This window comes from Nocardiopsis sp. NPDC055824 (assembly GCF_053616335.1).
Window position 1 is genome coordinate 1 of record NZ_JBSHDN010000076.1, and the last position, 12,061, is coordinate 12,061.

Below are 12,061 nucleotides of genomic sequence, written 5' to 3' on the forward strand. Positions count from 1 at the left end.
GCCCCGCCCGTGTGGCGGGGTCCGGTCGCGTGCGCCCCCCGGGGGGCGGGCGCCCCAGCACACGAGCGCACCGGAGCAGCCCCATGAAGTTCGCCGGAGACCCCCACCACGACGGGTCCCCCGACCACGTCCGCGTCGAGGACGGGCAGGCGGTCCTGCGCGTGCGCGTCCCCGGGGGCGCGGACGCGGTGTACGTCCGCGTCGTGGAGGACGGCGAGGGCGTCCTCGTCCGGGCCGAGGAGGCCGGGACGGTCGGCGGCACCGCCTGGTTCGAGGCGTCGGTCGCCCTGCGCCCGGTGGTGACCGGGTACCGGTTCGCCGTCGTCCGGGGAGCCCGGTACACGTGGCTCAACCAGGAGGGGGCCCACGGCCACGAGGTCACCGACGCGGGGGACTTCCGGCTGCTCGCCGGGCCGCCGCCCCCCGCGTGGGTTCCCGGCACGAGCGTCTACCAGGTCTTCCCGGACCGGTTCGCCCGGGACGACGACTCCACCGACCCCCCTGCCGAGCACCCGGACTGGGCGCTGCCGCGCTCCTGGGACGACGAGCCCGAGGGCCTCGGCCGGACGGCGTCCCTGGAGTACTTCGGCGGGACCCTCGACGGGGTGCGCCGCCGCCTGGACCACCTGGCGCGGCTGGGTGTGGAGGTCGTCTACCTCACCCCCGTGTTCCCCGCGCGGTCCACGCACCGCTACAACGCCTCCACGTTCTCCGAGGTGGATCCGCTGCTGGGGGGCGACCGGGCGCTGCGCGAGCTGGTGCGGGCCGCCCACGAGCGCGGCATGCGGGTGATGGGCGACCTGACCACGAACCACACCGGGGACGCCCACGAGTGGTTCCGGACGGCCCGGGCCGACCCGGACTCGGTCGAGGCGGGGTTCTACTACTTCACCGAGCACCCCGACGACTACGTGGGCTGGCTCGGGGTGCGCACGCTGCCGAAACTGGACTACGCCTCGGTGGAGCTGCGCCGCAGGGTCTACGGCGCCGACGACTCGGTCCTGGTGCGGTGGCTGACCGGGAAGGACCCGGTGGACGGCTGGCGGATCGACGTGGCCAACATGACCGGGCGCCACGGCGCCCAGGACCTGAACCGGGAGGTGTCCGGGGAGATCGCCGCGCGGATGCGCGAGGTGGACGCCGCACGCGGCGGCGACGGGTCGTGGCTGCTGGCCGAGCACTTCCACGACGCCGGGCCGGACACCCACCACGACGGGTGGCACGGGGTCATGAACTACGCGGGGTTCACCCGCCCGGTGTGGAGCTGGCTGAACACCGCGCCGGAGGAGGTGAAGTACCTGACCACCCGGGCACCGCTGCCCCGGAACGGCGCCGAGGACGCGGTACGGGCGATGCGCGCGGCGAACGCGGGGCTGCCGTGGCGGGTGCTGACGCACAGCGTCAACGCGCTGAGCACCCACGACTCCGCGCGGTTCCGGACGGTGGTGGGCGGCGACCCGCTGCGGCACGAGGTCGGGGTGGCGGCCCAGGTGACGCTGCCCGGCGCCCCGTTCCTCTTCGCCGGCGACGAGATCGGCCTGGAGGGGCACGACGGGGAGAACGCCCGCAGGCCCATGCCCTGGCACCGGCCCGGCGCGTGGGACCGGGGCATCCTGGACGCGTACACCCGGCTGCTGGCGCTGCGGCGGGAGCTGCCCGCCCTGAGGACCGGCGGCCTGCGCTGGCTGGACGCGGGGCCGCACCACATGACGTTCGTCAGGACGCTCGCCGGGCAGGTGGTGCTCGTGCACCTGGCCGACGGCCCGCACACGCCGGTGGCGGCGGCGCCCGCCGACCTGGACGCCGCCCGGCCGGAGGCCGCCGCCTCGGGCGGGGGCGTCCGGCTGGGGACGGACGGGGCCGGAGGGGTGGTGCTCGGCGCCGACGGGCCCGGCTACGTCATCGCCGTCGGGGGCTGAGGCGGGGCGGCGGGGCCGGGCGGCGGCCGGGGACTACACGCCCGCGGCGAGGGCCGCGCGGACGTCCCTGGTGATCCGCCCGGTCACGTCGTCGATGCTCCCGACGAAGTAGAAGTGCCCGCCGGGCAGGGAGTGCCGTTCGACCGGGCCGTCGACGTGGTCGGACCAGGCGTCGAGCCGGCGGGGCGGCATGCCGGGGTCGTCCTCGCCGCCGAAGACCGACAGGGGCACGCGCAGCCTCTCCGCGCCGGGCTCCGGCCGCCAGGTGTCGACCAGTTCGAGGTCAGCGCGGACGAGGGGCTCCACGAGCCGCCACAGGTCGGGGTCGGCCAGGACCGCGGCGGGGGTCCCGCCCATGGCGGCGATGCCGTCGCGCAGGCGGTCGGAGGGCAGGAGGTGCCGGGGACGGTCGCGTTCGGGGCCGGGTGCGGGACTCCACGCCGACACCCCCAGCCAGGAGGGCCTGCGGTCCCCGACGGCCAGCCGCGACGCCATCTCGTAGGCGACGAGCCCGCCCATGCTGTGCCCGAAGAGCCCGAAGGGGCGGTCCAGCTCGTGGCCCACGCGCCCGTTGAGGTACTCCGCCAGTTCCCCGGCGTCCCGGAAGGGCTCCGCGTCGGCGCTGTGTGCGCGTCCGGGCGCCTCCACCAGGCACACGTCCCAGTCGTCGGGGAAGCGGCGCACCCAGGGGCGGTAGCCGAGGGGCGATCCGCCGGCGTGGTGGAGGAGGAAGAGCCGGAACCGGCTGTCGGGGACCGGTCTGAGCCTGGACAGGACGCCCTCGTGCACTGCTCTCCCCCTGCTTCCTCTCCCGGCCGGCTCGCGGTCGTCGCGACAGGGAGAACCTACCAGTCGGTAATACCCATCGGTAACAAAGGGCGAGCACACGGCGGCCCGGCGGCCGACCGCTCCCGGACTCACTGGGGTGTGGCGAAAGCTCCTGGTAAACAGAGGTTTGACATGGACGCAGGAACAGTTTTCGAGGAACTTACCCACGACTATCTGGTGGGGTTGAAGCTGGCGAAGCGGTCACCGAGGACACTGCTGAACTACGGGCACACTCTGCGGAAGCTGGGCACCTGGTGCCGGGACCACCACCCCGAGGCGCTCGCGGATCCCTCGGAGTTCACCCCTCGCAGGATCCAGCGGTGGTTGTACGACGAAGCGGCGTCCGGCATCGCGGAGTCCTCGGTGTTGAAGCTGTACATCGATGCGCGCGCCTTCTTCGGCTACGTCATGAAGCAGGATGAGAACTGGCTCACAAGGAACCCTGTCTCCGAGGTTCCGCGACCGGCGGCGGACATCCCCGTGGTCGAAGGGGTCTCCCCCGAGACGGTGCGGCGGTTGATCGCAGCGCCGACGCGGTCGCTGTTCCACGCAAGACGCGATGAAGCGTGGTTGCGCCTGTTGTACGACACCGGCATCCGCGTGGGCGAACTCCGAGGGATCGACACCTCAGACCTGAACTGGGAACACGGGACGGTTCTGGTGTCCGGGAAGACCGGTCCAAGAACCGTTCCCTTCGGTGACGCCACGCTGGTCTCCCTGCGGAAGTACGCGCGGTCGCGGATGTCGCACCCGCTGGCGGAACAGGACGCGTTCTTCCTGGGAACACGTGGACGGATGGCGTACAACACGATTCGCCAAACCCTGATCAGGAAGTGCAGGGACGCCGGAGTGGATCCCGTCCACCCGCACCGGTTCCGATACGGGTGGCTCGATTCGTTCCTGGAGGACGGGGGCTCGGTACAAGATGCCATGACCATCGGGGGCTGGTCCTCTCCCCTGGAGATCACCCGGAGGTACGGCGTCAGCGGACGGGAGCGCAGAGCCCGCAGCGCGATGCGGCGACACTCACCCGGGAACCGGCTCTGACACCGAGACACATGAGACCCCGCTTCCTCTCCGGGAAGCGGGGTCCTTCGTGTAGCGATCCCAAAAAACAGAAGCTCTGAGAGCGTCGCTGAGCGACGTTCAGAACCTCCCGAAGCTCCTTACGCGCGGAGATAACCCACGCCCGGCAGCGTTCGCCTCGGGAGCTCCTGGAGGGTCCTAGGGGTTCTTGAGCGTGAGTCCGGCGACTACGGAGGTCCACTCCGAAGCAGGGAACGCAAGCGTCGCCGTCTCGGGGTTCTGCGAGTCCCGGACCTCGGTTCTCTCGCTGATTCTCGTTTCGACACAGTTCGAGGACGACCCCGAGTAGCTCGATGTAAACCAGTCGTCACTCACCGTGTATCCTCCGCAGCTCTTCATGACCCATTGCTGGGGGTAAGGCTACTGCCAGCGCATCCCGTAGGAGTTCGCGAACCCGAGGGAGGACGGAGTCCCCGTAGATCGCGTCCGCCTCTAAGTGGTCGGACGTCGCGACCTCGCGGCCGTCCCGGAGGCGGTACAGAGCAAACGGTCCCGGGATTCCTAGGAGCACCGTCCGCTCCGGGAGAACGTGGAGAGTCACCGAGTCCGGGAGCGCCAGGAGGTGGGAGACCTGTTCGCGGCGCAACGCCTCGGGGACTCCGAGGAGCGCCGTCGCGGGGAACACCGCGTGCACCGAGGTGTCCAGCTGCGGAAGACGTTCGGAGCGAAGCTGCGCCAACCCCTTGACGTCGCGGACCTTCCTTCCGGCGCGGTACACCGCTTCGGCGTACCGAGGGGACCACAGCAGTCCGGGGACAGTCCCCGGGGAGACAAGGTCGATCCGGGAAGCGTTCCGTTCCAGGGCGTCGACATCACGGAGGAACGCCGGAAGTTCCTCGGAGACTGAGGATCTCCACGCTTCTAGTAGCGCCCCCTGGGCGTCCAAGGCGGTGTCCAGGGCGTCGACGGCGCTCCGAGAGGGGTTCGTCTTCCCCGAGAGGTACCGAGACAAAGACGCCGGCGAAACCTTCGATCGCGTTGCCAGCGCACGTTGCGTCATCCCGGAGAGCTGGAGGTGCCGGGCGAGAGCTTCGGGGAATCCCATGCAACACGTTGTACACGGGTTCCCCGTACGTGTCAGCGGAACCCGGGAATCCCTCGGGATGTGGCGCAACGTGGGAGGTAGAGGCGACCGTACTCACATGGAACGCGCGACGCCCTCCCCGCTGACGAGGTTGATGTACCTCAAGCACGAATTCGAGTCCCGACAGCTGGCGGTCGGGGTGACGTATCTGCAACACGATTGGTCACCCGAGAAGCTCCCGACGCTGGTGTGCGGGGAATACCTCGGTGGCACCGAGGTCACCGTCAACGACTACGACCTGTACACCTGGCTCAACGGCTCCGGTTCCAGGATGTACCTGGATTGCGGCTTCCCGCACCTCGTGGTGGAGGAGGTCATCCGGACCCGCGCGGGGGTGTGCCCGACGCCGAGGCTGCCCAAGCGACTTCCGATGCTGCGGTGACCCGAGTCCACCGACCGGTGTCCAGGGGTCTGCCCCTCGGAGGGGTGGGGGCAGGCTCCCGGAGGCCGGTCGGTGGACCCTGTTGTCACTTTGAGCTACTACTCACATGCGAAGGGAGGCGACTGGAGGTGGATCGTGAAAGTCCCCCGGAGACTTTCACGCGCGACAACCCCTGCGGTTGGTGGAAAAACGTCCGAAATCGTGAAAGTTGAAAGTTTTTCCCCCGGATCTCTACTAGCGAAAAACAAGGGGACAGTAGATTTTACTCAGTAGAACTCCGAGGAGACTTTCAACTTTCACGATTCAGGGTTATATGTGATCGAAAACCCACCAACCGCAGGGGTTGTCGCAATCGTGAAAGTACCGTGAAAGTACCGTGAAAGTACCGTGAAAGTACCGTGAAAGTCCGAGACTTTCACGATCCGAACGACACGGGGGCGAATCGAACCTTCCGGATCGCCCCCGTGTCGTCCTGCGGTCACGCCTCGTCGGGGTTCACGAACCTGTACACTTTCCTCCGCTGGGCGTCGCGCGTCGCGGTGAGTATCCTCCCGCTGACCAGTTGACCGACCCTCTTGTCCAGGAACCCCCCGACCGCAGACTGTCGCTTTCTTGCGGATACCTGCGGGTCCCAGTTGTCCGCCAGATTCCGTGGAACAAGGTCCGGAGAAATCAGACGCCCGAATGAGTCCTCTCCCGTGCGCTCCACAACGTCACGAGAAAGGAAGCTCTCTCCCCCGAAAAATTCCGCGACCGCTTCGAGGTAGACACGATCGTCCTCCGCCCAGTCTGCGGAGGCATTCACGTCCTCGCGCGGGTCGATCTCCCCAGCGAGACCATGGAACCGCAGAATCGAACCGACGTGGTCCCTCCAGCTCTCGAAGCCGTCCACCCTGCCACGGGTGTCCTTGTTTCCGGAAACGTCGTACGCCCTGATTAAGGTCAACACCGCCCACACAAGGTTGACCCGCTCTTCTCGTACGAAGCTCCCGTAGTCGAAGAGGTCTTCGCGGGTCGTGGGGTCCACCTTCGGTACGAGTCGTACCCACGCGACCTTGTCCTCGAAGTCACGCACGACCCCGATATTGTTTCCCGTGAACGCAAGGATCTTGTCCACGCTCACGGTGATCCCTTCGTCAGTTCCCACTTTCTCGAAAGTGGCCTCCCCTGTCGTGGTCAGCGCGGAACTCAACGCGGAGTTCTTGAGCTGTCGTCCGTCGTCGAAGTTGTCGAAGACGTACACTGCTCCCGGAGTGTTGTACGCCCTGATTGCGTCGCGCGCCTCGTGATCCGCCTGTTTCGTGAACTGGTTTCCGTGGGTCCCACTCCAGATCGTGTACCCCGTGTACGCGAGCTTGGACTTCCCGCTGCGAGGCGACGATGCAGAGAAGACAAAACCCTTCACGGGTCCCCCGATCCGTCCCAGGAGAGGGGGAGTAAGGAGATACGCAAAGAAGTTCCCTCGCGAGTGCTCACCGGAGAACGGGAAGAACCTAACCAGTTCCTCCAGGAGCCCCTTCGCACGACTGACTTCGTCCCCCGACGGGTACTCAGAAATCTCGCGCCACGGCAACTCAGGGGACATAAAAGTCCGACTCGCCGCGTGGTACCCGGGTGTGGTGACGATTTCGTCCCCCTGAAAGAACGGAGCGGTGACGACACCTCTGAGTTCGGGAACAGGGAATTCCCGGTATTCAAGGACTGCATCCAGAACTCCTCCTGTGGGGTGCGCCGACACCGGGCCTTTCTTCCCCTTTCTCAGGAACCGCACCCCCGAAGACACCAAGACGGAACTCAGGCGCGCCCGGTTGATCTGCATCATCTTCCCCCCTGCTCCGATTTCAACCAGTCGACCCCCGCGCTGGTAAAGCGGAGTTCCCTTCAACAGGTCGACGATATCGGTAATCGCTTTCGAAAAGTTGTCAACGAAGACCGATCCATTTTTTGGTATCTCAGCAACCAGCTCCCCGGTTTCGTCGGTGAAGGTCGTCTCCGCACCTTCCGCCGCGTGTGCCCAGATCCTCGCAAACTCGGATTCCGGGGACTCTTCCCCGGGGTCGTCGGAGGCGGTTCCGAGGAACGCCGCTTCGAGGGCGTCCCGGACCTCGGTGGCGGAGACTTCCCCCCGCACCGCCAAGCACGCTCCCCAAAACGCCACGGACACCATGGCGTCGTGAGCGCAGGAGTCGGACTCTCTCTCGTAGTACCGCTCGACGATCTCCCCTACGAGACCGGCATCGCCTTCGCAGGAGAACCTTTCCATGAAACCAGCGTCACCGGAGTAGATTCCGTTCCGTTCGCGGGACTTGCTTTCCACACGGAAGCGGTTAACCCACGCCTCGGGGAGGTCTTCGAGTTCGTCTCGGTGCGGAACTCCGATGAAAACGCTTCCGTCCGCGTGGTACCAGCGGTACTGCTCTCCCGTCTTCGGATGAATCGAAGGGGAAACGAGGGCGTAACGGTGATGATGCTGGATGATCTCGATGTCTTTCCCGGCGACACCCTCGAGTTCCAGATTCTCGGGGACTTTGAAGAATTTGATACCAGACACGCCCGGACCTCGCGCGGAGGAATACGGAACCCGGGGGAGCTGACCCAGTTCCGCTTCGAGTTCTGCAAGGGTCGTCGCGCCGGACTTGGAGTCGTAGTCATCAACGTCAATGCCAACAACTCCGAGAGGCATCCTGATAGCGATGTTGCAGTGTGCGTACGTGGGTTCGTCGTGGTACCGGAGGGACATTTCCGCCGGAACCTGGAGTCCATCCCGCCCGGTGATCCCCGCTAGCGCCGGGGTCTTCTTCGCTCGACGGATGGGAATGATTCCGTCCCATCCCGCCTCCGCATAAATCGGGGCTCCGTCGCGGTAGGGTGTTTTGTCAACAGCGTTTACTTCTGATATACTCATAGTGAGATCCACTCCTGGGGCTTCGTGCGCCCCGTTTGCAACCTGACATTTTGACCCTGCTTCCTGTTCCAATTGAGGCGACCCGATTTACGACGGGTCGCCTCTTTCTATTATACCTTTACAAAGCGCTCACTTTGTAAAGTCACCGCGCCCGAAGCGGTACCGGAGTCGCGTCCACCAGCTCTCACATCCGAAGCAGCGGAACGAGCTGTACTCGATTCCCCCGCAGCTCAAAAGCTGACGGAACTCCCCCTGGGGCTTCTTCTCCTGGCATCCCGCGCACGTAAGACGCATCGGCGCACCTTTGTGACCACTTCCCGATCACCGGGGTGGTTTCTCCTTCATGACGCCACCTCCTCTCTGTTCCCATGAAACGTGCCCCAGGGTCGTGTGTCAACGAGTCCAAAAACCCCGCTAGTTACCGAACTCCCCCAGAGCAGCCTCCAAAAGTGCCACCAGTTCCTCTAGCTGCTCCCGCGTAAAGTCCCCTGCCACCAGCTCCGCCACCGCCGCAACCCGCGCATGGTGGAGGGCTTCGCGCGCCTCCTCCAGCGCGCCCGGGGGTGCGTGACCCTTCCGGCGCTCCTCCCTACGCACCCGCTGCTGGGCGGCGGCGATCCAGGGGTGCCGGACTTCGAGATGCGGCCTCACGTGCATGGTCCTCCTTCGTTGTCGTGTCTCCAGGAGACTCCCCACACGCCCGTTGCCGCGCGAGCGGATCCGCCACCCCCTGAGCCCGCAAGGAAAAAAGTGACGCTGAAGGGCACCCCGTGACCGGGGTCCGTTCGATGAGCAGGCACCTGGAGAGGCCGTTCCGCGACCCCTGGGGTAGAAACAGCTCCCGGGATGCGTGGACCCCCAAGACCGGAGCCGGAGCCGGTCTTGGGGGTCCACCCCGGATTCCCGGAACCCGAGTGTGACTCAACGCAGTCATCCGACTACGGAGTCTGGTGACCTGGTCGCAGCTATGCCCCGTGTTGGGCGCGACCAGGTTGATAAAGTCTTTTACTGTTCCTCTGGAAGAAATGATTCCAGCGCCGGAGGGGTGTCCCCTCGCGAGCGGAAATAGCGCGACAGCGCATGATATTGAAACCGCTGTTGGGTGGTGATGGTCCCTGCGGACTTCACCGCGTCGATGATTTCGTTAATCCGTGAGACCGGCGAGTCCGCCTCTGCGACCGCGCGGAGTTTGCGGTAGTCCTCCTGCTTCTGGTATTCCGCGTACTCCTCATCCCGTAGCGCCTTGAGTTCGGATTCCGCCTGCTTCCGCGCTGCCGCCCGATCCGATGCGTCGAGAAACGTGTCGGTCGCGCCAAGGTCCTCCGCGCGTTCGCGAATCCACGCATCATCGCGGCGGCGCTGTTCGACTGCCGCCCGCTGCTGTTCGACGGCGAACTCCTGCAAGTCGGAGGAGCGCCGAGCGTCGACCTGTTCCCGAATCTTTTGAAGCGTTGGATCCGCTCCGTGACGGTTCTCTTCAGCAGGGTCGCCCCGTCCTCGGAGACGCTTTCTGATTTCGTTGATCGCTGGGTCACCCATTGAGCACCTCTGGGTGCGGGTGGGGGTGTGGCCCGTTGGGACAGCGAAGGATTTTGCGGTCTTCCCTGATCCGACGCTGTTTTTCGAGCTGCCGGTCCCGTTCCGCACGCCGCTGCTCTTTAGTCGTGTAGGGAATCTCTGGTGGCAGTTTCTCTGGGGTGAACTTGGTCTTCCTCATGGTTTCTCCTAGTTGGGTTTCGTAGCTGCTCCTGGAGTTCCTCGGATCGCAGTTGCATGGAAGCAAGACCCCATGCTGTCGACCAGTCGAGGCAGCGGTTGATTTTCAGTATCTTCACAGCGAGAACGACGATGCGGGATCGGTTCACGAGGTCCTCCGGATCGGCTTCCCCGTGCGCGCGGTCTCGGCTTCGTAGGTCGCTTTCAGGGCTTCCAACTCCGCTTTGAGCATCAGCTTTCCGGGACCGAGGTATCGGTACACGGTCTTTTCTGAGACCTGGAGGCGTCGCGCGATCTCGTGCACCGGAGTTCCGGAAAGGTAAAGGGTCGCAGCGTACTTAGCTCGCTCCCGGGTATGGGCGTATCGAGGGACCCAAAGGGTTTCGGAGTCCATGACTCTCCTTGGAATAGTCTGAGTAATTCGCCCCCTTGACCCGACATCTTGAGAGCATGGCTACCTTACTATTGAATTGTATCATATAGATCTGGACATTCTTGGGACTCTTTGTCTCTATAGGGGGTTTCCATTGACCTATTCTTGACCTCGCCTCAAAAACAACGGAAACCGTTTATCGCATTTCCCCAAAGTCTTGAAACAGCTTCCGCCCCGAAAACCGTTAACGGCAGTTCTTCCAGCTGGTTCAGAGGTCGCAGGAGTGCGACAAGAAACGGTAAGGCAACTGGCGCATCCAATTCGGGGGATCCTGCTACTTTTCCGAGCAACACGGACCGGCGGTCGTTGAGACACTTTGTCCCAAGGGGTCAAAAATGCTACGCCTTCTATCGGGCACCTTGCGCCGCCTGCGTGGTGGCGCGAAATGGCTACCACCCCCAGCGCCCACCGCACACCACCAGACACCACGAACCCGGTGCCCCAAGCAACCGTTCCCCGCCGCGCCGACGCCGGACGACTGTAGGAGTCCCACGCTCATTCACCACGACCCGGCACCCCTACCCGAGTCCCACACCGAGCGCCACCCGGCGACTACCGCTAGTGGTGCGATGATTCCGCCGCCGACCCCGCATCCCAGACACAGCGCGGTGGTTGGTGGTTGGCGGTCTCCACAAAGGGTGCCTCGGTACCACGACATGGACACGGGGGGTCATGCATGAGCGCCCCCTTGCATCACAAGGGTGTTGTTACACATAGCAATCACTATGCATCTATTAGTAATACAAGTTACATATTGCACTCATTAAGTTACTAGTGACAACACCTTGTATTGTTACTAATAACAATCACTAAGCAACTGATAGTAATGATGATGCCCCAGGGTCTAGTTACTTGCTTGCGAGACATGCACCCTAGGGGTACTCACGAACGCAGTGACAGCGGTGCCCCAGGGTTGCTTGTGTGCACCCCGGGGTGTGGTCACATCCTTATGAACGCAGTCTCAGTGGTGCCCCAGGGTTACTCATGAGCACAGTGACAGGGTGCCCCTGGGTGTGGTCACAGCACCCGCCCCAGGGGTACTACTCCACCTGCCACAGGTTCCCCAGGGTCGCTTGGGTACACATACACGCTGGTCAGACGTACGCTTACCCATGCGTCCCGGACTCAGGGGGCGCACCACAGATAAACAGAGCTTTCGCCACACCAGAGGCGCTCCTAGCACCCCCCAGGGCGCACGGATCCCTTTAGTACCAAGGGTTTTCGCAACTTCGGATGTATGTCCGGATGTGTGTTTTACCAGTCGGTAATACCCATCGGTAACAAAGGGCGAGCACACGGCGGCCCGGCGGCCGACCGCTCCCGGGCGGCCCGCGACGAGCCACCCGGTCCGCGTCCGCCCAGGTCAGACCCCTGCGGGGCGGCGCGTCCCCCGGCCCGACGACAGCGGTACGCCGCGGCCCGCCGGTCGGGGACGGGCCGCGCCCCGTGACCGAACGCACCGGACCGGACCGCCGGCCACGACAGGCGGGGCGGCGGAGGGACGCGCTCCGGGCGGGCCGGGCGGCGCGAGGGGGCCGCGGGACGGCAGGGAAAGCGGTGGCGCGGGAGAGCCGCGGGACGCGGATGCCCCTTCCGCCGGGCATGGCACGAGCGGCGGGAAGAACCCCGGGCGGGAGAAGCGCTCCGGGCGCCGGGGGAAACCCGGGGACCGGGAGCGGGCGGCGCGGGGCGGGCGCCGAACGGCGTC

Annotated in this window: 11 protein-coding genes; 3 read left to right on the top strand and 8 right to left on the bottom strand. The window is 65.3% G+C overall.

Translation table 11 applies throughout. The features are described from left to right. Window positions 1–83 precede the first annotated feature (83 nt). Window positions 84–1,919 carry a glycoside hydrolase family 13 protein gene (locus tag ACWGL3_RS16820; RefSeq protein ID WP_267949877.1) on the top strand — a complete coding sequence of 612 codons (1,836 nt, stop codon included), beginning with the start codon at window positions 84–86 and terminating at the stop codon, window positions 1,917–1,919. 33 nt (window positions 1,920–1,952) lie between these two features. Here the strand turns inward: ACWGL3_RS16820 and ACWGL3_RS16825 are convergent, their stop codons facing one another. Continuing rightward, window positions 1,953–2,708, bottom strand: coding sequence for a thioesterase II family protein (locus tag ACWGL3_RS16825; RefSeq protein ID WP_267949876.1), 756 nt, complete (start codon window positions 2,706–2,708; stop codon window positions 1,953–1,955). A 171-nt stretch (window positions 2,709–2,879) separates the two neighbouring features. Between ACWGL3_RS16825 and ACWGL3_RS16830 the strand changes: the two genes are divergently transcribed. After that, window positions 2,880–3,794 carry a tyrosine-type recombinase/integrase gene (locus tag ACWGL3_RS16830; RefSeq protein WP_452461500.1) on the top strand — a complete coding sequence of 305 codons (915 nt, stop codon included), beginning with the start codon at window positions 2,880–2,882 and terminating at the stop codon, window positions 3,792–3,794. Window positions 3,795–3,971: 177 nt separating this feature from the next. On the opposite strand, the gene ACWGL3_RS16835 is transcribed toward ACWGL3_RS16830, so the two are convergent. After that, the gene (locus ACWGL3_RS16835; RefSeq protein ID WP_452461501.1) at window positions 3,972–4,148 is read right to left on the bottom strand and encodes a DUF397 domain-containing protein; all 177 of its coding nucleotides are present in this window, start codon (window positions 4,146–4,148) and stop codon (window positions 3,972–3,974) included. Then, window positions 4,141–4,878, bottom strand: coding sequence for a Scr1 family TA system antitoxin-like transcriptional regulator (locus ACWGL3_RS16840; protein ID WP_452461502.1), 738 nt, complete (start codon window positions 4,876–4,878; stop codon window positions 4,141–4,143). Before ACWGL3_RS16840 ends, ACWGL3_RS16835 begins: the two co-directional genes overlap by 8 nt. Window positions 4,879–4,975: 97 nt before the next feature. Between ACWGL3_RS16840 and ACWGL3_RS16845 the strand changes: the two genes are divergently transcribed. After that, window positions 4,976–5,299 (top strand): hypothetical protein, encoded by a 324-nt coding sequence (locus tag ACWGL3_RS16845; RefSeq protein WP_452461503.1) that lies wholly within the window; start codon window positions 4,976–4,978, stop codon window positions 5,297–5,299. Window positions 5,300–5,777: 478 nt separating this feature from the next. Here the strand turns inward: ACWGL3_RS16845 and ACWGL3_RS16850 are convergent, their stop codons facing one another. The 5 genes from ACWGL3_RS16850 to ACWGL3_RS16870 all read right to left on the bottom strand — a co-directional run bounded on the left by ACWGL3_RS16850 (window position 5,778) and on the right by ACWGL3_RS16870 (window position 10,314). Further along, complete coding sequence (locus ACWGL3_RS16850; RefSeq protein WP_452461504.1) at window positions 5,778–8,204, bottom strand: bifunctional DNA primase/polymerase; 2,427 nt, start codon at window positions 8,202–8,204, stop codon at window positions 5,778–5,780. Between the two features lie 414 nt (window positions 8,205–8,618). Next, window positions 8,619–8,861 carry a hypothetical protein gene (locus ACWGL3_RS16855; protein WP_452461505.1) on the bottom strand — a complete coding sequence of 81 codons (243 nt, stop codon included), beginning with the start codon at window positions 8,859–8,861 and terminating at the stop codon, window positions 8,619–8,621. Between the two features lie 348 nt (window positions 8,862–9,209). Then, window positions 9,210–9,743 carry a hypothetical protein gene (locus ACWGL3_RS16860; protein WP_452461506.1) on the bottom strand — a complete coding sequence of 178 codons (534 nt, stop codon included), beginning with the start codon at window positions 9,741–9,743 and terminating at the stop codon, window positions 9,210–9,212. Then, window positions 9,736–9,921 carry a hypothetical protein gene (locus ACWGL3_RS16865; protein WP_452461507.1) on the bottom strand — a complete coding sequence of 62 codons (186 nt, stop codon included), beginning with the start codon at window positions 9,919–9,921 and terminating at the stop codon, window positions 9,736–9,738. The genes ACWGL3_RS16860 and ACWGL3_RS16865 overlap by 8 nt, the downstream gene beginning before the upstream one ends. Window positions 9,922–10,065: 144 nt before the next feature. Next, window positions 10,066–10,314, bottom strand: coding sequence for a helix-turn-helix domain-containing protein (locus ACWGL3_RS16870; RefSeq protein ID WP_452461508.1), 249 nt, complete (start codon window positions 10,312–10,314; stop codon window positions 10,066–10,068). Between the last annotated feature and the right edge of the window lie 1,747 nt (window positions 10,315–12,061).